We start from the raw sequence: 22,782 nt of genomic DNA, 5'->3' as shown, positions 1-22,782 counted from the left end.
CTCCGTCACGCCTTCTCGATGGTCTGGCTGTCGGGCGAGAGTCTCGGGGCGTGCTCGGACTCGGTGGCGGCCAGGTCGAGCAGGGTCAGCGCGTCGTGTTCGGGTGTGCCGGCCTCGGCGTAGTACACGACCATGCACTGGCCCGGGGTGCCCTGCAGTTGCATGGTCTGGTAGCCCAGGGCCAGGTCGCCGACCTCGGGATGGTGGAACGTCTTGCGGCCATAGGAGTGGCCCTTGACGTCGTAGCGCTCCCACATGCGCGCGAACTCGGGGCTCTTGAGCAGGAGTTCGCCGACCAGCTGCGTCAGGTCGGGTGCGTCCGGCTCCATGCCGGCCAGGGCGCGCAGTCCGTTGACACAGGTGCGGACCTGGCCCGACCAGTCGTCGAACAGGCCTTGGGCGGCGGGATGCAGGAAGACGTAGCGGGCGATGTTGCGCTGCTTGGCCGGCCAGTCGTCCATGCCGGGGAGCAACCGCAGCCCGCCCGGGTTGTACGCCAGCATGTCGCCGGTGCGGCTGAACACGTGCGCGGGGTAGGGGCGCAGGCTCTCCAGCAGCAGCTTGACCCCGGGCCGCACGGTGCGGTTGGGCGCCGATGGGGGTTCGGGTGCCGACCGGGCGGCGAGGGCCGCGAGAGCGCGCAGGTGATCGCGTTCGCCCTCTTCCAGTTTGAGCGCGCGGGCGAGGGAGTCGATCACGGACGGGCTGGGCCGGGTCTCCGTGCCGCGCTCCAGCCGTGCGTAGTAGTCGATGCTGATGCCGGCGAGCGTGGCCAGCTCCTCCCGGCGCAGTCCGGGAGTGCGGCGCCGCCCGCCGCCGGCCGCCAAGCCGACCTCTTCGGGCGTCAGGCGGGTACGGCAGGCGCGCAGGAAGCGCCCCAGCTCCGTACCTCGGGTGCCGCCGCTGTGCTGCTCACGATCCATGTGTTCAAAGTGTGGGGATGCCGCGACCTGGGCGGAAGGCGTGTGGGGTGCCCTGCCACAGCACCGAACGCGGCTCCAGGGCACAGCCCGGCCTGCCACCTCTCGCCGCCGGCCCGCACGCTGGACGCGTGGAAGAGGGCCTTGCCCGCGCGGCCGACAGTGTGGTCCCCGCTCTGAGGTGTCCGGCACTTCCCTTCGTTCCATCCGTCACAGAAACCGAGCCATTCCTCATGTCTGCACGTCACACTTCCGCCGGTGCGCCGGCAGCCGATCCCCGGCGCTGGAAGGCGCTGACGGTCATCGCGATAGCCCAGCTGATGGTCGTGCTGGACGCGACGGTCGTGAACATCGCGCTGCCGCACGCCCAGGCGGACCTGAACATCTCCGACGGCAACCGGCAGTGGGTGATCACCGCCTACAGCCTCGCCTTCGGCGGTCTGCTCCTGTTGGGCGGGCGGATCGGCGACCTGTGGGGCCGCAAGCGCGCCTTCGTGGTGGGACTGGTCGGCTTCGCCCTGGCCTCCGCGCTCGGCGGCGCCGCCGTCAACCTCGGCATGCTCCTCGCCTCCCGCGCCCTCCAGGGCGTGTTCGGCGCCCTGCTCGCCCCCGCCGCGCTGTCCCTGCTCACCGTGGCGTTCACCGAGGCCAAGGAACGCGCCAAGGCGTTCGGCATCTTCGGCGCCATCGCCGCGGCAGGCGGTGCGGTCGGCCTGCTCCTGGGCGGTGTGCTCACCGAGTACATCAACTGGCGCTGGTGTATGTACGTCAACATCGTCTTCGCCGTCGTGGCCGCGGCCGGTGCCACCGTCTACATCAGCGACCGCAGGGACCAGCGCAACCGCGACCGGCTCGACGTCGTGGGCACCCTGCTGGCCACCGTCGGACTCGTCGCCCTTGTCTACGGCTTCGCCCGGGCGGAGCAGGACGGCTGGGGCTCCGGCCTCACCATCGGCATGTTCGTCGCCGCGGTCGTGCTGCTCGCCGCGTTCGCCCTGGTCGAGACCCGGGTCAAGGCACCCCTCCTGCCGCTTCGCGTGATCACGGATCGCAACCGCGGCGGCGCCTACCTCTCAATCGGTCTGGCCATGATCGGCATGTTCGGTCAGTTCCTCTTCCTGACCTACTTCCTTCAGCTGAACAAGGGCTACTCGCCGGTCCTGTGCGGCATCGCCTTCCTGCCCCTGGTCGTCTGCCTGGTCATCGGGTCCACCCAGATCGGCACCCGCCTGGTCAACCGTGTCCCGGCCCGCTTCCTGATGGGGCCCGGCTTCCTGCTGGCCGCCATCGGCATGGCGCTCCTGACACAGCTCGAGGTGGACAGCTCCTTCGTCACCCACGTCCTGCCCTCCGAGATCCTGCTCGGTCTGGGGATGGGTACGGCATCGATGCCCGGCATGAGCCTGGCCACCTCCCGCGTCCGGCCACAGGACGCGGGTGTCGCCTCCGCGATGGTCAACGTCTCGCAGCAGGTCGGCGGTTCCATCGGTACCGCGCTGCTGAACACCGTCGCCGCCAGCGCCACCAGCAGTTGGCTCGCCGCACGCGCGTTCTCCGGTTCCGTCCCCGAGGCGGCCGCCGAGCAGGCCGCCGTCCACGGCTACGCCGTGGCCTTCGGCTGGGGCACCGCCATCATGGCGCTGGCCGCGCTGATCGCCTTCGTCCTCGTCAACGGCGGCGGCCGCAGCGGGGCCGGCTCCTCCGGCGAGGCCGCGCAGCAGGTCGCGATCCCGGTCGTCGCGCACTGACGGCCCGGGCGCGACGCGTCGTCCCGCCCCACCGGGACGGCCCCGTGCCCGGGGCCCGAACCAGCCCTCCAGTGAAGTCACCTTCCTCTTTGCCCCATCGCACTCCGATTCCTCTTTGCCCCATCGCACTCCGACCCCCAAGGGAGAACGCACGATGGAATACCGCCGACTCGGCAACACCGGCACGGTCGTGTCGAACCTTGCACTCGGCACGATGACCTTCGGCGACGAGACCTCGCAGGAGGAGGCGTTCGTCCAGATGGACGCCTTCCTGGAAGCGGGCGGAAACCTCATGGACACCGCCGACCTCTACAACCGCGGCGTAACCGAGGAGATCATCGGCCGGTGGCTGGCGAGCCGTCCGAGCGACGTCACCGACCGGGTGGTGCTCGCCACCAAGGGCCGGTTCCCCTTCACCGACGACGTCAACGACATCGGCCTGTCCCGGCGCCATCTCTCCCGGGCGCTGGACGGTTCCCTTCGCCGACTGGGCGTGGACAGCGTCGACCTGTACCAGGTGCATGCCTGGGACCCGCTGACCCCGATCGAGGAAACTCTGGCGTTCTTCGACTCCGCCGTCCGGGCAGGCAAGATCCGCTACGCGGGCCTGTCGAACTTCACCGGCTGGCAGCTCCAGCTCGCGGTCTCCACCGCCCGCGCGGGCGGCTGGCCGGTCCCGGTGACTCTGCAGGAGCAGTACAACCTGGCCGTCCGCGAGGTGGAGTGGGAGGTTCTGCCGGCGGCGGCGCACAACGGCCTCGGCGTACTGCCCTGGTCACCCCTGGCGAGCGGATTCCTGACGGGCAAGTACGCGCGCGGCGTCCAGCCAGGGCCCGACACCCGGGCCGGGGGAGGCAATCCGCTGTACCAGTACACCTCGGCCAACTACGCCAACGCCGACCGGACCTGGGACGCGGTCGACGCGGTCGTCCAGGTGGCCAAGGAGACCGGTGCCTCGCCCGCCCAGGTGGCGCTCAGCTGGGTCGCCGACCGTACAGGTGTCACCTCGGTCATCATCGGCGCCCGTGACATGAGGCAGCTGACCGACAACCTCGGCGCCGCCGACCTGCACCTCGACGCGGACGCCACGGCCCTCCTCGACAAGGCCAGTGACCCGAGCCCGACGCCCTACCCCTACGGCCCGTTCGGCCGCGCCCAGAGCCACCGGACCGTCGATGGCGGCGCTCAGCTGGGCTGACACCCACCCGGGGCAGGCCGAAGCGGCCCCCCACAGCAGCTTGCTGCCTCGGCGGGCTGCCCGGTCGCGCACCTCGCCCGGACAGCCCGCCGGGGTCCTGCTCACTGGCAGCAGTCGCCCACCGAACCGTACGGAGCGGCAACCGTGCACCACCACATCACGCGACACCCGGGCGAGGGCTCCAGGCCGACCACCGCCGTCGGACCGGAAGTCCAAGCCGGCAGACCGGACGCCGGAGGCATCCATTTCGCCTTCGACGCCATCGGCACCGGCTGGCAGATCGACACCGACGAGCCGCTGAGCGGCAGTCTGCGCCGCCGGGTCCTGGACCGCATCCGGCGATTCGACGCCACCTACTCGCGCTTCCGCCCGGACTCGCTGGTGTCCCGGATCTCGGACGCCCCGGCCGGGGGCCGGTTCGAGTTCCCGGAGGACTCACTGGCCCTGTTCGACCTCTACGACCGCCTCGCCACCGCGACCGGCGGTGCCGTCGACCCACTCGTCGGCCGTGAGCTCGAACTCCTCGGATACGACGCCTCGTACTCCCTCACGCCCGCTCCGCAGACGGTTCGGGCCCAGGAACGCGCCCGCGGCCGGGCGATCTGGGCGGCGGACATCGTGCGGGACGGCAGGACCCTCGTCACCCCGCGCCCGGTTGTGATCGACGTGGGAGCGGTGGGAAAGGGCTACCTGGTGGACATCGTCTCGGCGATCCTTCGGGATGCCGGAATCACACGGTTCGTCATCGACGCCGGCGGTGATTTGCGCCATGCGGGGGACCGCGCCATCCGGGTCGGCCTTGAGCATCCGTTCGACCCGCAGCTCGTGGTCGGCGTGGCGCACCTGCGGGGACGAGCGCTGTGCGCGTCCGGGGTCAGCGCACGCGCCTGGGGTGACGGGCTGCACCACCTGCTCGACGCTCGCACCGGTCGTCCGGCCAGGAAGGTGGTGGCCACCTGGGTCGTGGCCGACAGTGCCGCTCTGGCCGACGGACTGGCGACGGCGCTGTTCTTCACCGAGGCGCGCCGGCTCGCGCAGACCTTCGACTTCGCCCACGTGCGCATGTACGCCAGCGGCCACGCGGAGATCTCGCGGAACTTCGACGGCGGGCTGTTCACCTGAGCGGCGCACCGGACCTCGTACAGAGCACCATGGCAAGGAGGAACATGACAGCACCGAGCAAGAAGATCACAGCCGCGATCGGGCTCTCACTCACCGCGGCCCTCACCGGATGCGCCTCGACGGACGCGGACAACGCGAGCTCACCGGCCGCTTCGGACACCGCGGCTGAACCGACTTCCTCGACCTACGAGGACGGCGAGTTCGAGGCCGAGGGCCGGTACGGGAACCTGCCTTCGAGCATCGGAGTGACCGTAACCCTCGCAGACGACAGGATCACCGCCGTCAAGGTCACACCCCGGGCAACGGACGAAACCTCGCTCGCTCTGCAGAAGCGCTTCGCCGCCGCGGTCCCACGACTCGTCGTCGGCAAGGACATCGACAGCGTGCGCCTGGACCGCGTGGCCGGAAACAGCGGAACCCCGAAGGGCTTCAACGACGCTCTGGCGCAGATCAAGGCTGAGGCATCCAGCTGACCGACGGCCGTTGGTCAAGTGACAGGTCCGGTCACAGACAGCCGGGGACGCATCCGCCCCCCGGACACCACAAGGGAAGGGCTGCGCAGAGTCGTGGTCATCGTCGTATCCGTCTTCGTCCTGGCGTTGTTCGGCGCACTCCACTGGTACGTATGGCGCCGCCTCATACGGGACACCACACCCAAGGGGTCGTTCCTCCGACGAGCCGGAAGCATCGTCGTCGTGGCCGGGCCCCTGCTGTCGATGGCGGCCATGACAGCGGAGGGCGACGGTGTCCCTTTCCCTCTGCAGCGGATCCTGGCCTGGCCCGGGTATCTGTGGCTGGCGCTGTTCCTGTACCTGCTGCTCGCGTTGCTGGTTGGTGAGGCCGTGCGGCCTGTGCTGCGGCGGTGGCTCGCGCATCGGGGCGCCGGGGCAGACGCGCGGCAGCGGATTCTCCCGACGGCGCAGTCCGCGGAAGTGGCGGAAGTGCAAGCGACCGACTCCGATGCGGAGGAACTGGTTTCGGCCGACGAGCCGCTGACCGCGACGGCGCATCGCGGCGATTCCGATGCCTCTGCCTCACGAGGCACCGCGCCCGTCACCGTGCTGGACCCTCCGCACGTATCGGAGCCGACGCTGCCGGCCGGCACCGCCCCCACCGGCCCGTCGCGCCGCCTCTTCGTCTCCCGCGTCGTGGGCGGGGCCGCCGCGGCCGTCGCCGTCGGCACCGTCGGCTACGGCACGTACGGTGTCCTCCGCGGGCCCAAGGTGAAGCGCCTCACGGTTCCGCTGGCCAAACTGCCGCGCAGTGCGCACGGTTTCCGGATCGCCGTCGTCAGCGACATCCACGTCGGTCCCCTCCTGGGCCGTGGCTTCGCCCAGCGGGTCGTCGACACCATCAACGCGACCCAGCCCGACCTGATCGCGGTCGTCGGCGACCTGGTGGACGGCAGCGTCGAGAACCTCACTCCTGCCGTCGAACCACTCGCCGGGCTCCGGGCACGGCACGGCGCCTACTTCGTCACCGGCAACCACGAGTACATCTCCGGCGCCGAACCATGGGTGGAGAAGGTACGGGAGCTGGGACTGCGCCCGCTGGAGAACGCCCGCACCGAGCTGCCCGGCTTCGACCTGGCGGGCGTCAACGACGTCCGCGGTGAAGAGGAGGGCCAAGGCCCCGACTTCGGCAGAGCACTTGGCGACCGCGACCGTTCCCGCACGGCCGTCCTCCTCGCCCACCAACCCGTCGTCATCGACGACGCCGTACGTCACGGCGTCGATCTCCAGCTCTCCGGCCACACCCACGGCGGTCAACTCTGGCCGGGCAACGTCCTCGCCGAACTGGCCAACCCCACGGTCGCCGGCCTGGAGCGCTACGGCGACACCCAGCTGTACGTGAGCCGCGGTGCCGGCGCCTGGGGCCCGCCGGTGCGCGTGGGCGCTCCGTCCGACATCACCGTCGTCGAACTGGCCTCGGTGCAGGTGTAGTTGGGTTGCCGACGCGGCGGGGTTGATCGGCACGAGGATATTCAGGCCAGGTCCGCGACCATCCGAGGCAGGTCGAGGGTGGTCCTGATGCCGGGCGGTGCCTCGCAGACCAAGGGCACGGCGTTGACGACGATGTGGGCGCTGTAGCCGGGTGAGACGGCAGCGTAGTTCTCGGACGGGACACGGATGTCGATGTCGAGGGGCGCGTCACCCTCGACGACGACGTGCCAGCCGGTGTCGCGCACCTGCCCTTTCCAGTCCTGTTCGAGATCCTGGGTGAGGTACCAGGTGGGCCGGACCACCATGAACGGCTTGCCGTCTCGCCAGCCGGTGACCTCGAACCGCCATGCGGCGACCGTGCCGGCCTCGACGGTCGTGGTGCCGACCTTCACCGGTTTCGCCGCCGTGCCCACCATCCCTGTCGCGGTGACCTCGTCGAGAGGTACCGAAAGACCGTCGGCGAGTTGGCGCAGCGAGGTGCCGAAATCTTCGCCCAGGCCGGCGGCCACCCGCGTGAGGTCCATCGCCGCGGGGTCTCCGCCGAACATCTGGGAGAGCAGCTCCGGTGAGTTGCGCGTCGTCATGTCGGCGAACTCCTCGATCGTCAGGCGATCGAGCCGGCGCTGGAGGGCGGTCACCGCGAGCGGGAAGACCTCGGTGATCCAGCCCGGGCTGGAGCCCGTGGCGTGGAGCGATGTACCGCCGCGCTCGCACGCGGCCTGGATCCGCTGCCGTGCATCGGGGTCGAGGCCCTCCGGGTAGTGGAAGTCGGTGACGCTCGTGACGACGTTGGCGCCCGACTCGAGGAGTTGGCAGATCTCGTCGATCCTGACCGCCTCGAGCACCGGCATGTACAACACACAGTCGGGACTGGCGGCGAGAATGTCGTCGATGCTGCCGGTGGCACGGACGCCGGTCGGCTCCAAGCCGCACAGTTCACCGGCGTCGCGGCCGACCTTCGCGTCGGCGTACACGTACACGCCGACCAGGTCGTACCGCGGGTGCTCGATGACGCATCGCAGGGCGTGTGCCCCGGTGTGACCGGTCGCCCATTGAGCGACTCGGTAGCGTCCAGGCGGTGTCCTGCCGGGCTGGTGATCAGACACTTCTCTCCCTTGTGTGAGTCGTGCGGCGGGCAGCCACCGAGCCGGCAGGCTTCCAGGCGCGCTGTCCACCGGGGCCGGGGCCGGGGCCGAGGCACGGGCTGCTTCGTTCGCCATGACCATGGGTGGGCCTCGACCGGTCGGATACGGCTCTTGTCAGCCGAGTTCGGCCAGCCGTCGTGCCGCTGGCGCGGCGCGCTCCCGGCGGTGGCACGCACACGGTCTCGGCCAGCTGGTAGTGCCTGCCCTCGAACGGCCCGCTGTCCTGCGGATCCCACATCTGCAGGCAGATCCGCAGGGTCTCCTCCAGCCGTTCGAACCGCTCGGCCGTCGGCGGGAAGGGCACGCCCAGGCCGAGATGTTCGCGCTCGTACCAGGCCGCCCCGATGCCGGGGTGGCGCGGCCGCCGGAGAGGTGGTCGAGCGTGGTGACGATCCTGGCCAGCAGGCCGGGATGGCGGTACGTCACCCCGGTCACCAGCGCCCCGAGTCGCACGGTGGAGGTGTGCGCGGCGAGGTGGCCGAGCGTGGTGCAGCACTCCAGCATGGCGCTCTCGGCGCCGCCCAGTACCTCCATCTGGAAGCCCCGCAGACCTTGGTCCGCGTCTCGCGTGTCAGTCCTGGCTGAGGGTCGCGCGGGTGTCGCCCGCGGTACGCCGGACGGCGGTTTCGGTCAGCTCCCTCACTTTGGCGGCCGGCACAGGGACGCCTGCGGCCTCGAAGAACCAGCGCCCCATCTCCTCGTCGGTCAGCCCCTCGGGCTGCGCCGGCAGGTACGGCTGGACATAGACGGGAGTGCCCGGCTCGCTGCGCCAGCTGTCGTCGAGGGTGCCGGTGTCCACGGCGTCGTAGCCCAGCGCGTCCAGCAGCTCGGCGACCTGCGCCTTGGCGGCCGTGTCGTCGCCGGCGATGGGCAGGGCACTGCGGTCGTCGGCGCCGGCGGGCCTGGCTGCGGTGAACAGGCGCACGAAGTCGATGTTGTTGAACGCCTTGACCACCCGTGAGTCGGCCAGGTGCCGCTGCACCAGAGTGCTGGAGGTCAGCCCGCCGGCGTCCAACTCGGCGATGTGGCCGATGCGATCGGGGTAGTAGTTCATGGTGTCGATGACGATCTTCCCGGCCAGGGCGGCGGCCGGCAGCTTGTCGTAGCTGCTCAGCGGGATGGTCGCCACCACCAGGTCGCCGGCTTGCGCGGCCTCGGCGGGGGTGGCCGCGCGCGCTTGCTCGCCGAGTTCGGCGACGAGGTCGGCGAGGGCCTCCGGGCGGCGGGAGTTGCTCAGTACGACATTCAGGCCGGCGGCGACGGCCAGGCGAGCCAGCGCACTGCCGATGTTGCCGGCGCCGATGAGTCCGAGGGTCTTGGTCATGGGGTACGTCTCCGGTCAGTGGTCATAGGTGAATGAGAACGAGAAGGGTGCATGGGGTCCCTGGAGGGACCGGGCGTGGCGGAGCCGCAGCAGCTGCTGTCAGCCGCGCAGGCTCATGCCGCCGTCGATCGACCAGGCCTGGCCGCTGATCCAGGCCGCGTCGTCGGAGAAGAGGAAGGCGACGGCGCCGGCCAGATCGGAGGGCTCGCCCAGCCGCGGGCTGCGGGCGTACTGCAACGCCATGGCCTGCAACTGCTGGTCGTCCTGCTCCTGCTGGGTCTCGCCCATGACCAGGCCGGGGGCGACGACATTGCAGCGGATGCCCTCCTTTCCCCAGCGGGAGGCGATGTGGCGGGTCAGCGCGTTGATCCCGGCCTTGGAGGCGGCGTACGCGGGCCGCGTGGGCTCGCCGCCCCAGGCCGCGCCGGAAGAGGTGTTGACGATGACGCCGCCGCCCTGGCCCAGCAGGTGCGGGAGGACTGCCCGGCAGGTCAGGGCGTAGCCGAGCAGGTTCACGTCGTGGGTGCGGCGCCACACGGCCGGGTCCATCTCCAGCAGGTCGACGTCACCGCCCAGAGTGGCTGGCGAAAGGTCGGCGCCGACGTTGAAGAGACCGTCGACCCCGCCGAACTCGGCGACGGTCCGGTCGACCAGCGCTTGAATCGTGGCCTCGTCACCGAGGTCGAACTCCACGGCGATCGCGGTGCCGCCCGACTCGGTGATGTCCTTGGCAGTGGCTTCCGCTCCAGCGAGATTGATGTCGCCGACGACGACCGAGGCCCCCTCCTCGGCGAGCCGCTCGGCCGTGGCCGCGCCGATGCCGGTCGCGCCCCCGGCAATGACGATCCTCTTGCCCTGCAGACCCCTCATGGTTCTCTCCCTTGCTGAGCTGGAGCGCCACACTTGCGTCAATCGCTACAGTGTGACACTCGGTGTCAGAGCAGGAACTGTAGCTCATCGTTGCGAGCCGAGGTCAAGGGAGAGGTAGGATCGAGAAGTGAGTGGAGCAGTACGTACGAACACGAGAGACATCGCGCGGGCCGCCATTCGGTTCGAGCTGGCCCAGGTGGCCTTCGACCTGTTCCGCCGCGAGGGCTTCGACAATGTCACCGTCAATGACCTGGCGGCGGCTGCGGGAGTGTCCCGCAGTACCTTCCTGCGCTATTTCGGCAGCAAGGAGGACGCCGTCCTCGGCGCCGTCGACGCCCAGGGCGAACAGGTCGCCGATGCTCTACGCGCCCGGCCTGCCGACGAGGGTGACTGGACGGCACTGCGGCGCGCGCTGGACGCCGTCACCGAAGTCCATCGCCGGGACCCGGACGGCGCACTCGCGATGTCCCAGCTGATCATGCGCACGCCCGCGCTGGGCGTCCGCACGCTGGAGAAGCAGAACGGCTGGCGCCCCGCCATCGCCCAGGCCCTCGCCGAGCGCGCCGACCCCTCCTGGCCCTCGCTCCTGGTTCCGCTGGTGCGTGCCGCCGCCGCGGTGGACTGCCTGAACGTCGCCGTCGACCGCTGGACCGCCTCCGACGGCCGCCTCGACCTCGATGCCCTGCTCGACGAGGCCTTCGCCGCATTCGCATTGCGGTAGGCGCGCCCCCTTCGTGAAACCGGGTGTCATGCCGGCTCTTGAAGACAGTGCTGGGCCAAGGCCGGAGTACGGGATGGGGGTGCCGGCGGAAGTGGCAGCGGGGCGCGCGAAGACCCGTGCCATCGCCCGGACCGCCATACGGGCCGAACTGGCCCAGGTGGCGTTGGACCTGTTCCTGCGTGAGGGATTCGACAAGGTCACGCCGGATGACCTGGCTGCCGCTGCAGGGGTGTCCCGCACTACCTTCCGCCGGTACTTCGGCAGCAAGGAAGAGGCAGTCCTCAGCGTCCTCGACGCCCACGGCAGGCAGGTCGCCGACGCCGTACGCGCCCGCCCGGCCGACGAAGGCGACTGGACGGCGCTGCGTCAATGTCGACGGAGGCGCAAGCCTCGTCTGAACCGGTGCCGGGCGACCTGAGTCGCCGTTCGCATCTGGCTGCCGGCTGCCGACTGCCGGTATCCGCAGCAGGTCATGCCGCGGATACCGGCTTCGCCAGTTCAGGAGGTCCGGCCACAGTTCAGCGCGGCGGGGTCGATCGTGCCGCGCTGCACCTTCGCGTCGTGGGGCTCGGCGAGACCGGCGTTGGTGACGTAGAGCCGGTTTCCGCGCACAGCGGTGGAGGTGGGGGAAGCGAGGCCGTCCGAGGCGGTCAGGACGGTCTCGGTGGTCCCGTCGGGGTGGACGAGCGCGACCTGGTTGAGGCCGTTCTGCGCGGCGAACACCACGTCGGAGCGGTCGTTGAGGAAGGTGAAGTCGTCAACGCCGGTGAGGCTGCTGGTCACGGTGTGGATCCGGCCGGGGGCGCCTGTGGCGGTGACCGGGATGCGCAACAGGGTGCCCTTCGCGAGGTTGGAGACCCAGACGGCGCCCTTGTGGAAGCGGAGCCCGTTCGCACCGAGGGGTACGGACGGGTCGCCTTCGAGGGTGGGGTCGGTCAGCCAGGCGGTCGCCTTTCCACCGGAGACCGGGACGCTCCATACGGTGGCCTTGTTGCTGTCGGCCGCGTACAGGGTGCGCCCCGCCGGGTCGAGGGCCAGGCCGTTGGGGAGTCCGTCGGTGGGCAGGGCGACGATGCGGCGAGGGGTGCCGCCGGGGGGCAGCGTCCATACGCCGGCCCGGGCGGAGTTGGAGGAGGCCACGTTGTAGTAGATGTTGCCGCCGCGGTCGCGCGTGTTGCCGGTGAACGTGTCGCCCGGCTGCCCGGCGACGATCACCTGGCTGCGCCCGGACGGGGCGATCCGCACCAGCGCCGGACGCTTGCCCGCCACGCTGCCGAGCATGGAGACGGTCAGTGAGTTGTCCGGGTTGACGGTGATGTTCTCCGGGGAGTCTCCGGCGGTGAAGTCGAAGGAGGCGAGGGTCTTCACGTCGGTGACGACCGGCTTCGGGGATGTCTCCGTCGCCGTGGATGCGAATGCGGACGCGGACGCGGACGGCGTCGAGACGAGAACGGCCGCCGTCGCGGCGATCGCCGCCGCGAGTCTGAACCGCTTGTTCAGGAGGGTTGCGGTGGGGACTGCTATGGAGGTTTCCATGGGGTGCATCGCACTTTTCTTGAAGGGCGCAACTGTGGTTGCGCGTGGGGTGGGGCAGGAAAGGCCGGGGGCGTCAGTCGCTCAACTCGGCCCCGGACAGGCGTACTTCCTCGATGTCGAGGTAGGCCTGTACCTGGCGTAGCACGGTGTCGTCGATGTGGTTCTCGTCGCGGAGTCTGACGACGCTGGCGCGTTTGCGGGCGAGGAGGGCGAGGCTCAGCGCGGTGTAGTCCTCCTTGTGGCGCAGGACCACGGCGTCGTCGGCATCGTCGTCGGCGCGTACGACGCGCAGGTGGGTCTCGTACTCGTGGCGCGTCCATTCGGCGACCTCCGGGGCGGTGCCGAGACCGGCGGCCACCTCCGGCAGCGCCTTGAGGGCTTCCTCGGCGGCGGTCGTCTCGGCGAGGGAGCGCTCCTCCTCGGCGGACGTGTCGTGGGGGAGGCGGGCCCAGCGGACCACGCGCGGCAGGAGCAGGCCCTGCACCACCAGGGTCAGCATGATGACCCCGGAGGTCACGAAGACGATCACGTCGCGGTCGGGGAAGGGCGCGCCCGAATCCAACGTCTCCGGGACCGACAGCGCCACGGCCAGTGACACCGCCCCCCGGAATCCGGTGACCCCGCCGACCACCCGGGCCCGATGGCTCATCCGGCGCAGCCGCTGCTGTGGGCGGCGGTCCAGCAGACGGATCAGGTACACGGCGCCGAACTGGAAGGCGAAGCGCACGGCGACGAGCACGACGGACACGACTCCGACGGTGATCAGGGCGTGGGTGAGGTCGTCGCTGGTCAGTTCGCGGACGGCGGACTGTACCTCCAGGCCGACGAGGACGAACAGGGAGGCGTTGAGCAGGAACGTGGACAGCGACCAGAACGCCTGCCCCTGCCGCCGCGTCGCCGCCCCGATCAGACGCGGGCCGACCTGGCTCATGATCAGCCCGGCCACCACGACGGCCAGGACACCGGAGGCCTCGATCTCCTCGGCGAGGAGGAACGCGGTGAAGGGCGTACCGATCGTGACCACGTTCCCCAGCAGGGGGTCGTCCAGGCGGCGGCGCAGCTGGATGCCGACCCAGGCGGTCACGGCTCCGGCCGCGGCTCCGCCGACGTAGGCGAGGAGGAAGAGCCATCCGACGTGCGGCACGCTGAAGTGCTCCTCGCCGACGGTGATGCCGACGGCGAGTCCGTAGACGACCAGGGCCGTGCCGTCGTTGATCAGGCTTTCGGCGCGCAGCAGGGTGATGCTGCGGCGGGGCAGCATGCGGGCGAGAACGCCGACCGTCGTCGCGTCGGTGGGTGCGACGGCCGCACCGAGTACCCAGGCCGGCCCCCAGGGAAGCCCCAGGGCGTGCGCGACCGCTGCTACGGCCCAGGCGGTGAGGATGACCAGCGCGGTGCTCATCAGCATGATGCCGCGCAGGTCCTGCCGGATCCCGCGCAGGGAGGTCGTCAGGCTCTCCCAGTACAGGAGCGCCGGGAGGAACAGCAGCAGCATCGCCTCCGGCGGCAGATGCACTTCGCGCAGTGCCGGGACGAATCCCAGCAGCGCCCCCGCGGCCAGCAGCAGGACGGGCGGCGCGATACGGAGCCGGTCTCCCGCGACCTGGCACACGAGCACGGTCGCGCACAGGACCACGACGAGTTCGAGACCGAGCACGTTTCATCTCCTGGACAGGTGGTGCAAGTGCGGCGGGAGGCCGCAGGAGGCCCGGCGCGGTGCGCGGGACTGTTCTTGGTCGGGGTATCCGGGCTGGCTCGTTGCGGAAGCCGGGGTCAGCGCGGCACGAGCTGCATCGTCGTGGTGGACGCCTTGGGGCTCGTGATGGCCTCGATGATCTCCGCGGCGTAGTGCCCGTACTTGCTGCGGTAGGCGGCGTCCACCTGACCATTGATGTCGTGGTCGGCATCGAGGAAAGAGACGTCCTTGTCCACGCCACCTGCCCGGATGTGACCCTCCTGACGCGAACGCGTCGTGCGGAACCAGTCGGAGGTGGGGCCGTACACCGAACGGACGTAGATCCCGTCACCCACGCGGACGACCCAGATGGTCCGCGGCTTGCTCAGCACACCGTTTCGGCGCACGGACGCGATCACCAGCTCCTCCGCCGCCCCGACCCTGTCGAGTTCGTCGTTCGTCCATGCCGTCGCCATCGGGGTCTCCTTCGTACGTACGGATGTGGTCCTCGCCGCAGGTGGGCGGCTGCCGAGGTCACGATGAGCAGCGCCGTCACGACCGGCAAGCGGGCGCGCAGGTCCTCGGGAATCGTCACCCCGTGGGCCACTGGCCACGCCCGCACGCCGCGGACCTGGGAACATCCGCGTGCCCTCAGCTTGCCGCCCGCACGCGCCGGATGGCAGGCCGGGTTGTGCCAGGCAGCCGTGTTCAGTGCTGTGACAGGGCACCCCTCGACGTCGTGTGCACCGCCACACGGGTCACGGGGCTGCCACACTGGAAGGTATGGCACGTGAGCAGCACAGTGGCGGTAGCGGCGGCACCGAGCTGGGACGCTTTCTGCGCGCACGCCGCAGCCGGGTGACGCCCGGCGACGTCGGCCTGCCGGCCTCCTCCGGATTGCGCCGCACCCCGGGGCTGCGCCGTGAGGAACTGGCCACGCTCGCCGGCATCAGCATCGACTACTACGCACGTCTGGAGCGCGGGACCGAGACCCGTCCCAGCCCGTCCGTGATCGACGCCATCGCCCGCGCTCTGCGCCTGGGGGAGGCCGAGCACAAGCACCTGCGAGAACTCGCGGCGAGCGCCGACGGGAACGTGGCCGCGCCGACGACGGTGCCGAGCCGGTCCGTACCTCCGGGCACCGAGTTGATCCTGGAGAGCCTGCGGCCCAATCCCGCGTACGTCGTCGGCCGCACCTTCGAACTGCTCGCCGCCAACCCCGGCGGACTGCGCCTGTTCGCCGGGATCGAGGACTGGCAGGGGGAGCAGCGCAACCTCGCGCGCTACGTCTTCCTCCACCCCGCCGCCCGCAACCTGTTCGCCGACTGGGACGGCGCGGTCCGCAGCGTCGTCGCATGGCTGCGCGGGCTGGCCGGCATCGAGCCGGACGCCCCCGACCTCGCGCTCATCGTCGACGAACTCCTGAGCAAGAGCCCGGAGTTCGCGCGCATGTGGGACCGCTACGACGTCAAGGGAAACACCAGTGGCCGCCACACGTACCACCATCCCGACGTCGGTGAACTCGCCCTCGGTTACCAGGGCTTGACGCTGAACGGCACCAACAGCCAGCACCTGGTCGTCTTCTACGCCGAACCCGACACCCCCGAGTACGACGCGATGGTCCTCCTCGACAAGGCCGCGCAGGAGAAGGCCTCAAAGCCGTCGACGTCGCCCGCGCAATAGCGAACCGGCGAACCGGCGAACCCAGAACATCAAGCAAGCCATCGCCTCAGGCGTTGGCTTGAACTGACTGCTACTGCCGGACGTAGGCACGGGAGTCGTACGCAAAGTACTCCCTGGCGGCTCTCCGTCACCCGGCACAGGCTGGACCCTGCGCCGAGATCACAGCCGTAACCGCGGCCTGTCCCGCATCTCGGCTCACTGCCGGAACGCCGAGGGCCCACCCCACAACGGGCCTCCGCGAAGGGCTTCCGGCGACGACCCGCGTCCGCCGGGTGTCGACGGACGGGCGCCTGCGCGCATACCGCACAGCGTCGCCGGACGGTCGTGGCGTACCAGCCCGAGACGGCCGATCCTCCGCCGCATCCCCCAAAGCGAGAGAGTGCGTATGACCACCGAACTCCCGGACACACCCCTCGAACTGTCCGAAGGACCCGCGCCGGTGCCCACCCGGCGCACCTTCATCGCGACGACAGCCGCCGTCGGTGGTGTGGTCGCGGCGGGTGGCCTGACCGCGGGATCGGTCCTGACCGACCAGGAGTCGCCGGCCGCCGAGGCCCCGCCCAGCGGTCGACTCGCGTTGACCGTCAACGGCGAGCGGCGCACGGTCACGATCGACAACCGGACGTCGCTGCTGGACCTGCTGCGTGAGCACTTCGGGCTGACCGGTTCCAAGAAGGGCTGCAACGCGGGTGCCTGCGGGGCCTGCACGGTCCTGGTCGACGGGCAACGGGTCAACTCCTGTCTGACGCTGGCTGTGCGTCTGGAGGGTGCCGAGGTCACCACGATCGAGGGACTCGCCAACGGCGACCGGCTGCACCCGCTGCAGGCGGCGTTCGTCGAACAGGACGCTTTCCAGTGCGGGTTCTGCACCCCGGGTCAGATCATGTCCGGCGTCGGCTGTATCGAGGAAGGCCACACGGACTCCGCCGAGGAGATCCGGGAGTGGATGAGCGGCAACATCTGCCGCTGCGGCTGCTACGTCAAGATCGTCAAGGCGGTCGACCAGGCCGCCCACGGGAAATGAGGCCCGCCCCCCCATGTACCCCTTCTCCTTCACCAAGGCCTCCGACACCCGTGAGGCACTCAACGCCGGGCGTCGCGGCGGGCGTTACATAGCCGGCGGCACCACCCTGGTCGACCTGATGCGTGAGACCGTCGAGCGCCCCGACACGCTCGTCGACATCAGCGACCTGCCGCTGCGGGACGTGACCGTCACCGAGCGCGGCGGCCTGCGCATCGGCGCTCTCGTACGGATGACGGACGCCGCCGCCCACCCCAAGGTGCGCACCCTCTACCCGGTCATCTCGCAGGCGCTGGAGCTGAGCGCCTCCCCCCAGCTGCGCAACATGGCCACCATCGGCGGCAACATCATGCAGCGCACCCGGTGCACGTACTTCCGGGACGTGAGCGCCGACTGCAACAAGCGGGACCCTGGCTCTGGTTGCGCCGCGCGCGAAGGCTTCAACCGCACCCACGCGATCCTCGGCACCTCCGACGACTGCGTGGCCACGCATCCCTCCGACGTCGCCGTGGCCTTTGCCGCGCTGGAGGCGCGCGTGCGTCTGCTGGGTCCGGACGGAAGTGAGCGCACCGTCCCCTTCGCCGACTTCCTCCTCAAACCCGGCAGCACCCCGAACCGCGAACAGGCCCTCCAGCGGGGTGAGTTGATCACCGCCGTCGAGATACCGGCCCTTCCGCGGCCGCTCAGGTCCGGCTACCTGAAGGTGCGGGACCGGCAGTCGTACGAGTTCGCCCTCACCTCGGCCGCCGTCGCCCTGCACATCCGCGGCGGCGTGATCCGCGAGGCGAAGGTGGCCGCCGGGGGCGTCGGCACCGTGCCCTGGAAGCTGCCCGCCGTCGAGCGCCGCCTCATCGGCGAGCGCCCCTCGGACGCGTTGTGGGCCGAGGCGGCCGGGGAGGCGTCAGACGGGGCCCGGCCCCTCCAACACAACCGTTTCAAGGTCGAGTTGCTCCGGCGAACAGTCGAGCGCCAGCTGCGCATCGTAGGAGAGAGTGAATGAGCCCGCAGCCGCAGGCAGCCGTCGGCGCACCGCTCTCCCGGGTGGACGGGCGGCTCAAGGTCACCGGCAAGGCACAGTACGCCGCCGACTTCGACCCCGACGGCGTCGTGCACGCGGTCGTCGTCGACAGCACCGTCGCCCTGGGTCGGATCACCGGCATCGACACCCGCGCCGCCGAAGCCCAGCCCGGCGTACTGACGGTGATCAGCCACCTCAACGCACCCACGCTGGAGTACCGCGACAACCCCGGGGGATACAACCCGCCCGGCAGACGGCTGCGCGCCTTCCAGGACGACCAGATCCTCTTCCACGGTCAGCCGGTCGCCGTGGTGGTGGCCACCACCCTGGAGGTCGCGCAGCACGCCGCGGACCTGGTGAAGGTCGAGTACGAGTCGCGGAAGCCCACGACCGACATGAGCGGCAGCCCGGCCGGCGGCCAGCCCCAGAACTACGCCCGGGGCGACGCGGAGGCGGCGCTGGACTCCTCGGCCGTACGCATGGAGATGACCTACGGGCTCGCCCGCAATCACCACAACGCGATGGAGCCGCACGCCACCGTCGCCCGCTGGGACGGCGACCGGCTCACCGTCTGGGACAAGACGCAGTGGGTGCAGGGCACCCGGAACGAACTCGCCGCCGTGTTCGGCATCCCGCAGGACTCGGTGCGCGTGATCTCACCGTTCGTCGGCGGCGCGTTCGGCAACGCGTCGAGGGTCTGGCCGCAGACCACCATCGCGGCCGTCGCCGCTCGCGAGACGGGGCGTCCGGTGAAGCTCGCGCTGACCCGCGAGCAGCTCTACTTCCATGTGGGCTACCGGCCCACGTACGAGTACCGGGTACGGGTGGGCAGTGACCGGCGCGGACGGGTGACCGGGATGATCCACGACCTGAGGTCGGAGACGTCCCGTTACGAGACGCACGGCGAGCCCATCCTGTCGCTCGGGCAGATGCTCTACGACACGCCCAACGTCCGCATGACGCACCGGTCGGTGCCGTTGGACGTGAACACACCGACGTGGATGCGCGGCCCCGGCTACGCCACCGCCTCCTACGCCGTCGAGTCGGCGATGGACGAACTCGCGTACGAGCTGGGCGTCGACCCGATCGAGCTGCGGCTGCGCAACGAACCGGAGGACGACCCGTCCGACGGGCTGCCGTTCTCCACCCGGCGGCTGCGCGAGTGCCTCGCCACCGGCGCCCGCGAGTTCGGCTGGAACCGCCGCGACCCCCGGCCGCGCTCCACCCGCGACGGCGACTGGCTGATCGGCACCGGCATGGCCGCCGGCGCCTACCACACCCGGCGGGACCCGGCCCAGGCCTCGGTCCGGCTGGACGCCGACGGCACCGCGCTGGTGCAGTCCGCCGCCAGTGACATGGGGCCGGGCACGTACACCTCCATGACGCAGGTCGCCGCGGACGCCCTCGGCCTGACCATGCGCAACGTGACCTTCCGGCTCGGCGACTCCCTCATGCCGCCGGCGCCGCTGCAGGGCGGTTCGAAGACCATGGCCAGCGTCGGCTCCGCCGTTCAGGACGGCTGCGACAAGCTGCGGCAGCAGGCGATCAGGCTGGCCGTCGCGGACGAGGGATCGCCGCTGTACGGCGTCGACCCGGACGATGTCGTCGTACGGGGCGGCCGGCTGCACGTGAAGGACAACCCGGCGCGCGGGGAGACCTACCGTCAGCTCCTGGCCCGCAACAACCGCACCCGCCTCGAGGCGAACGGGTCCTACACGCCGGGCGAGGAAGTGGAACGGTTCTCCACCCATGCCTACGCGGCGACCTTCGCCGAGGTCGCCGTGGACGCCCGGCTGGGCCTGGTTCGCGTGCGGCGGATGCTCGGCGTGTACGACGCGGGCCGCATCATCAGTCCCAAGCTCGCGGACAGCCAGGCACTCGGAGCCATGGTGGGCGGTATCGGCACGGCTCTCCTTGAGCACACGGTCACCGACCACCGCGACGGCCGGATCGTGAACGCCAACCTCGCCGACTACCTAGTGCCCGTCAACGCCGACGTCCCCGACCTGCGAGCGATCTACCTCGAAGGGGAGGACACGGAGGCCGACCCCTTGGGCGTCAAGGGCCTCGGGGAGGTCGTGCAGGTCGGCGTGGCACCGGCCGTCGCCAACGCCGTGTTCCACGCCACCGGGCGCCGGATCCGCGAACTGCCCATCACCGCCGAGGCGATGCTCTGAGCCGAGGCCGATACGAGCACCCCGGGCAGCCGGTTTCGTCGCGAAACGGCCGCCCGGCGTGCTCTCCACAACCGTCCGGCGGCCGGCCACGCACCGCCGGCGGACACCAGGGCCGCTGCCGCGACCAACCGTTCCCCCACGGCGCGCGGCGGCGGCCCGCCCCATCCGTCGTCCCTTACGGAGACCCGGCGCATGAGGGGCCTCCCGTGCGTGGCCGCCGGTGGTGTGGACACCGTGCCGTGGAAGCTGGCCGCCGTCGAGTATGGCGCCTGTCCCTTCCAACACAACAGGTCCAAGGTCGAGTTGCTTCAGCGGGCCGTCGAACGCCAGCTGCGCATCGTAGGAGGTACCAAGTGAGCCCCCAGCCGCAAGCAGCCGTCGGCGCACCGCTCTCCCGCGTGGACGGACGCCTGAAGGTGACCGGCCGGGCGAAGTACGCCGCCGACCACGACCCTGACGGTGTCGTGCACGCGGTCGTCGTCGACAGCACCGTCGCCCTGGGACGGATCACTGGCATCGACACCCGCGCCGCCCTCGCCCAGCCCGGCGTACTGACGGTGATCAGCCACCTCGACGCACCCGAGCTGCCGAACCTCGACACCCCGTTCGAGCGGCTGCTCGCGTTCCAGGACGACCGGATCCTCTTCCACGGTCAGCCGGTCGCCGTCGTGGTGGCCACCACGCTGGAGTCCGCGCAGCACGCCGCGAGCCTGGTCGAGGTCACCTACGACGCCGAGCAGCCCGCCACCGACCTGACCGAGGCTCCTCCGGCCGACGACCCCGAGACCTACGCGCGCGGCGACGCGGACGAGGCGTTGCGATCCGCCGCCGTACGGCTGGAGACGACCTACCGGCTGGCCCGCAATCACCACAACGCGATGGAGCCGCACGCCACCGTCGCCCGCTGGGACGGCGACAGGCTCACGGTGTGGGACAAGACCCAGTACGTGGTCGGCACCCAGAACCAGCTCGCGGGCGCCTTCGGCATCCCGCGGGAGTCGGTGCGGGTCATCTCGCCGTTCGTCGGCGGCGCGTTCGGCAGTGCGTTGCGGACCTGGCCGCACGTCACCATCGCGGCTCTCGCCGCCCGTATGACGGACCGCCGGGTCAAACTCGTCCTGACCCGCAGGCAGCAGTACTTCGGCACGGGTTACCGGCCCGCCTACGAGTACTCGGTACGTCTGGGCAGTGATCGCCGCGGACACCTGACCGCCGTGATCCACGAACTGCGGTCGGAGACCTCCCGTTACGAGACGCACAGGGAGCCCGTCCTGGGCATCGGGCAGATGCTCTACACGACGCCCAATGTCCGTCAGACGCACCGCTCGGTGCCGCTGGACGTGAACGCGGCCACCTGGATGCGCGGCCCCGGCTACGCCACCGCCGCCTTCCCCATGGAGTCGGCGCTGGACGAGCTTGCCCACGAACTGGGCCTCGACCCCATTGAGTTGAGGCTGCGCAACGAACCGGAGGAGGACCCGTCCAGCGGGCTGCCGTTCTCCACCCGACGCCTGCGCGACTGCTACCGCGTCGGCGTCCGCGAGTTCGGCTGGAACCGCCGCAACCCGGAGCCCCGCTCCAGCCGCGACGGCGACTGGCTGTTCGGCACCGGTGTGGCCACCGGCGTCTACGACGTCGTACGCAGCGCCGCCCAGGCCTCGGTCCGGCTCGACGCGGACGGCACCGCACTGGTCGAGAGCTCGGCCAGCGACATGGGCCCCGGCACGTACACCTCCATGACGCAGGTCGCCGCGGACGCCCTCGGCCTGACCATGCGCAACGTGACCTTCCGGCTCGGCGACTCCCTCATGCCGCCGGCCCCGGCACAGGGCGGCTCGCGGACCATGGCCAGTGTCGGCTCCGCCGTCCAGGACGGCTGCGACAGACTGCGGCAGCAGGCGATCCGACTCGCCGTCGAGGACGAGGACTCTCCGCTGTACGGTGCCGACGCCGCCCATGTCGTCGTACGCGGCGGGCGGCTGCACATGAAGGACAACCCGGCGCAGGGGGAGACCTACCGGCAACTCCTGACGCGCAACGACCGCGGCCACCTGGAGACGCTCGGGACCTTCACCCCACCGTCGGGACCGGCGCGGTTCTCCATGTACGCCTACGGCGCGATGTTCGCCGAGGTCGCCGTGGACGCCCGGCTGGGGCTGGTTCGCGTGCGGCGGATGCTCGGCGTGTACGACGCGGGCCGGATCATCAGCCCCAAGCTCGCCGACAGCCAGGCACTCGGCGCGATGGTCGGCGGCATCGGAGCTGCCCTGCTCGAGCACACAGTGACCGACCACCGCGACGGCCGGATAGTGAACGCCAACCTGGCCGACTACCTCCTCCCGGTCAACGCCGACATCCCCGACCTGCGCGCGATCTACCTCGACGGCGAGGACCCTGAAGCCGACCCCATCGGCGTCAAGGGCCTCGGTGAGATCGTGCAGGTCGGCGTGGCACCAGCCGTGGCCAACGCCGTGTTCCACGCCACCGGGCGCCGGATCCGCGAACTACCCATCACAGCGGAGGCGTTGCTCTGAGCCGAAATCCGCAGACACGAGCCCCCGGGCGGACGGAATCGCCAAGTGGCGAGCCGGGTCCCCGTCGTGCTCCCCGATCCGTCCGGGGGCTGCCACGCACAGCCGCCGGACACCAGGGCCGCCGCCGCGACCACAGTCCCCCACGGC

Annotated in this window: 19 protein-coding genes and 2 pseudogenes; 13 read left to right on the top strand and 8 right to left on the bottom strand. The window is 70.7% G+C overall.

All coding sequences use genetic code 11. The features are described 5' to 3' along the window. Window positions 1-5: 5 nt before the first annotated feature. Complete coding sequence (locus JIX56_RS07840) at window positions 6-923, bottom strand: helix-turn-helix transcriptional regulator (protein WP_257538042.1); 918 nt, start codon at window positions 921-923, stop codon at window positions 6-8. A gap of 230 nt (window positions 924-1,153) precedes the next feature. Here JIX56_RS07840 and JIX56_RS07835 point away from each other — a divergent pair, with 230 nt between their 5' ends. From JIX56_RS07835 to JIX56_RS07815, 5 genes are all read left to right on the top strand, one after another. Further along, window positions 1,154-2,668 (top strand): MFS transporter, encoded by a 1,515-nt coding sequence (locus tag JIX56_RS07835; protein ID WP_257538041.1) that lies wholly within the window; start codon window positions 1,154-1,156, stop codon window positions 2,666-2,668. Window positions 2,669-2,822: 154 nt separating this feature from the next. Continuing rightward, entirely contained in the window at window positions 2,823-3,866 is a 1,044-nt protein-coding gene (locus JIX56_RS07830) for an aldo/keto reductase (RefSeq protein WP_257538040.1), read from the top strand. A 144-nt stretch (window positions 3,867-4,010) separates the two neighbouring features. Beyond that, window positions 4,011-4,988, top strand: coding sequence for an FAD:protein FMN transferase (locus JIX56_RS07825; protein WP_257538039.1), 978 nt, complete (start codon window positions 4,011-4,013; stop codon window positions 4,986-4,988). A 44-nt stretch (window positions 4,989-5,032) separates the two neighbouring features. Continuing rightward, window positions 5,033-5,461 carry a hypothetical protein gene (locus JIX56_RS07820; RefSeq protein ID WP_257538038.1) on the top strand — a complete coding sequence of 143 codons (429 nt, stop codon included), beginning with the start codon at window positions 5,033-5,035 and terminating at the stop codon, window positions 5,459-5,461. Window positions 5,462-5,554: 93 nt separating this feature from the next. Further along, window positions 5,555-6,931, top strand: a complete 1,377-nt coding sequence (locus JIX56_RS07815) for a metallophosphoesterase (protein ID WP_257538037.1) — start codon at window positions 5,555-5,557, stop codon at window positions 6,929-6,931. A 41-nt stretch (window positions 6,932-6,972) separates the two neighbouring features. Here JIX56_RS07815 and JIX56_RS07810 read toward each other — a convergent pair whose 3' ends face one another. The 4 genes and pseudogenes from JIX56_RS07810 to JIX56_RS07795 all read right to left on the bottom strand — a co-directional run bounded on the left by JIX56_RS07810 (window position 6,973) and on the right by JIX56_RS07795 (window position 10,270). Beyond that, window positions 6,973-8,037 (bottom strand): NAD(P)H-dependent amine dehydrogenase family protein, encoded by a 1,065-nt coding sequence (locus JIX56_RS07810; protein ID WP_257538036.1) that lies wholly within the window; start codon window positions 8,035-8,037, stop codon window positions 6,973-6,975. A gap of 199 nt (window positions 8,038-8,236) precedes the next feature. Continuing rightward, a pseudogene (locus JIX56_RS07805) lies at window positions 8,237-8,610 on the bottom strand (LLM class flavin-dependent oxidoreductase); the annotation flags it as partial. 37 nt (window positions 8,611-8,647) lie between these two features. Continuing rightward, window positions 8,648-9,400, bottom strand: a complete 753-nt coding sequence (locus tag JIX56_RS07800) for an NADPH-dependent F420 reductase (RefSeq protein WP_257538035.1) — start codon at window positions 9,398-9,400, stop codon at window positions 8,648-8,650. Between the two features lie 99 nt (window positions 9,401-9,499). Beyond that, a complete protein-coding gene (locus JIX56_RS07795; protein ID WP_257538034.1) occupies window positions 9,500-10,270 on the bottom strand; it encodes an SDR family NAD(P)-dependent oxidoreductase in 771 nt (256 codons plus the stop codon). A gap of 127 nt (window positions 10,271-10,397) precedes the next feature. On the opposite strand from JIX56_RS07795, the gene JIX56_RS07790 reads away from it, so the two are divergent. Then, entirely contained in the window at window positions 10,398-10,991 is a 594-nt protein-coding gene (locus tag JIX56_RS07790) for a TetR/AcrR family transcriptional regulator (RefSeq protein ID WP_257538033.1), read from the top strand. Window positions 10,992-11,082: 91 nt separating this feature from the next. Continuing rightward, window positions 11,083-11,409: a TetR/AcrR family transcriptional regulator gene (locus JIX56_RS07785; protein WP_257538032.1), complete on the top strand. Its 327-nt coding sequence runs from the start codon at window positions 11,083-11,085 to the stop codon at window positions 11,407-11,409. 80 nt (window positions 11,410-11,489) lie between these two features. On the opposite strand, the gene JIX56_RS07780 is transcribed toward JIX56_RS07785, so the two are convergent. The 3 genes from JIX56_RS07780 to JIX56_RS07770 form a co-directional block, all read right to left on the bottom strand. Further along, window positions 11,490-12,527, bottom strand: a complete 1,038-nt coding sequence (locus JIX56_RS07780; protein WP_257538031.1) for an SMP-30/gluconolactonase/LRE family protein — start codon at window positions 12,525-12,527, stop codon at window positions 11,490-11,492. Between the two features lie 73 nt (window positions 12,528-12,600). Further along, window positions 12,601-14,184 (bottom strand): Na+/H+ antiporter, encoded by a 1,584-nt coding sequence (locus tag JIX56_RS07775; RefSeq protein ID WP_257538030.1) that lies wholly within the window; start codon window positions 14,182-14,184, stop codon window positions 12,601-12,603. A gap of 116 nt (window positions 14,185-14,300) precedes the next feature. Further along, on the bottom strand, window positions 14,301-14,678 hold the full coding sequence (locus tag JIX56_RS07770; protein ID WP_257538029.1) for a DUF2255 family protein: 378 nt from the start codon (window positions 14,676-14,678) through the stop codon (window positions 14,301-14,303). A gap of 307 nt (window positions 14,679-14,985) precedes the next feature. Between JIX56_RS07770 and JIX56_RS07765 the strand changes: the two genes are divergently transcribed. The 6 genes and pseudogenes from JIX56_RS07765 to JIX56_RS07740 all read left to right on the top strand — a co-directional run bounded on the left by JIX56_RS07765 (window position 14,986) and on the right by JIX56_RS07740 (window position 22,635). Beyond that, window positions 14,986-15,885: a helix-turn-helix transcriptional regulator gene (locus JIX56_RS07765; protein ID WP_257538028.1), complete on the top strand. Its 900-nt coding sequence runs from the start codon at window positions 14,986-14,988 to the stop codon at window positions 15,883-15,885. Between the two features lie 385 nt (window positions 15,886-16,270). Beyond that, a complete protein-coding gene (locus JIX56_RS07760; RefSeq protein ID WP_257538027.1) occupies window positions 16,271-16,909 on the top strand; it encodes a (2Fe-2S)-binding protein in 639 nt (212 codons plus the stop codon). A 13-nt stretch (window positions 16,910-16,922) separates the two neighbouring features. Next, window positions 16,923-17,906 (top strand): FAD binding domain-containing protein, encoded by a 984-nt coding sequence (locus tag JIX56_RS07755; protein WP_257538026.1) that lies wholly within the window; start codon window positions 16,923-16,925, stop codon window positions 17,904-17,906. Then, complete coding sequence (locus JIX56_RS07750) at window positions 17,903-20,101, top strand: xanthine dehydrogenase family protein molybdopterin-binding subunit (protein ID WP_257538025.1); 2,199 nt, start codon at window positions 17,903-17,905, stop codon at window positions 20,099-20,101. Before JIX56_RS07755 ends, JIX56_RS07750 begins: the two co-directional genes overlap by 4 nt. Before the next feature lie 210 nt (window positions 20,102-20,311). Further along, window positions 20,312-20,458 (top strand): annotated as a pseudogene (locus JIX56_RS07745) (FAD binding domain-containing protein); the annotation flags it as partial. Continuing rightward, window positions 20,455-22,635: a xanthine dehydrogenase family protein molybdopterin-binding subunit gene (locus JIX56_RS07740; RefSeq protein WP_257538024.1), complete on the top strand. Its 2,181-nt coding sequence runs from the start codon at window positions 20,455-20,457 to the stop codon at window positions 22,633-22,635. The pseudogene JIX56_RS07745 and the gene JIX56_RS07740, both read left to right, overlap by 4 nt. Window positions 22,636-22,782: the final 147 nt, after the last annotated feature.

Origin of the sequence: Streptomyces sp. CA-210063 (assembly GCF_024612015.1) — a bacterium.
In the GTDB taxonomy this organism is placed as follows: Bacteria; Actinomycetota; Actinomycetes; order Streptomycetales; family Streptomycetaceae; genus Streptomyces.
Note: the sequence above shows the minus strand (reverse complement) of the source record. Positions and strands in the feature narration are given on the sequence as shown.

Bases quoted from the DNA above. Each gene is read 5' to 3' on its own strand.
- JIX56_RS07840 (WP_257538042.1), bottom strand. From the start codon at position 923: ATGGATCGTGAGCAGCACAGCGGCGGCACCCGAGGTACGGAGCTGGGG.
- JIX56_RS07835 (WP_257538041.1), top strand. From the start codon at position 1,154: ATGTCTGCACGTCACACTTCCGCCGGTGCGCCGGCAGCCGATCCCCGG.
- JIX56_RS07830 (WP_257538040.1), top strand. From the start codon at position 2,823: ATGGAATACCGCCGACTCGGCAACACCGGCACGGTCGTGTCGAACCTT.
- JIX56_RS07820 (WP_257538038.1), top strand. From the start codon at position 5,033: ATGACAGCACCGAGCAAGAAGATCACAGCCGCGATCGGGCTCTCACTC.
- JIX56_RS07800 (WP_257538035.1), bottom strand. From the start codon at position 9,400: ATGACCAAGACCCTCGGACTCATCGGCGCCGGCAACATCGGCAGTGCG.
- JIX56_RS07795 (WP_257538034.1), bottom strand. From the start codon at position 10,270: ATGAGGGGTCTGCAGGGCAAGAGGATCGTCATTGCCGGGGGCGCGACC.
- JIX56_RS07780 (WP_257538031.1), bottom strand. From the start codon at position 12,527: ATGGAAACCTCCATAGCAGTCCCCACCGCAACCCTCCTGAACAAGCGG.
- JIX56_RS07770 (WP_257538029.1), bottom strand. From the start codon at position 14,678: ATGGCGACGGCATGGACGAACGACGAACTCGACAGGGTCGGGGCGGCG.
- JIX56_RS07765 (WP_257538028.1), top strand. From the start codon at position 14,986: ATGGCACGTGAGCAGCACAGTGGCGGTAGCGGCGGCACCGAGCTGGGA.
- JIX56_RS07760 (WP_257538027.1), top strand. From the start codon at position 16,271: ATGACCACCGAACTCCCGGACACACCCCTCGAACTGTCCGAAGGACCC.
- JIX56_RS07755 (WP_257538026.1), top strand. From the start codon at position 16,923: ATGTACCCCTTCTCCTTCACCAAGGCCTCCGACACCCGTGAGGCACTC.
- JIX56_RS07750 (WP_257538025.1), top strand. From the start codon at position 17,903: ATGAGCCCGCAGCCGCAGGCAGCCGTCGGCGCACCGCTCTCCCGGGTG.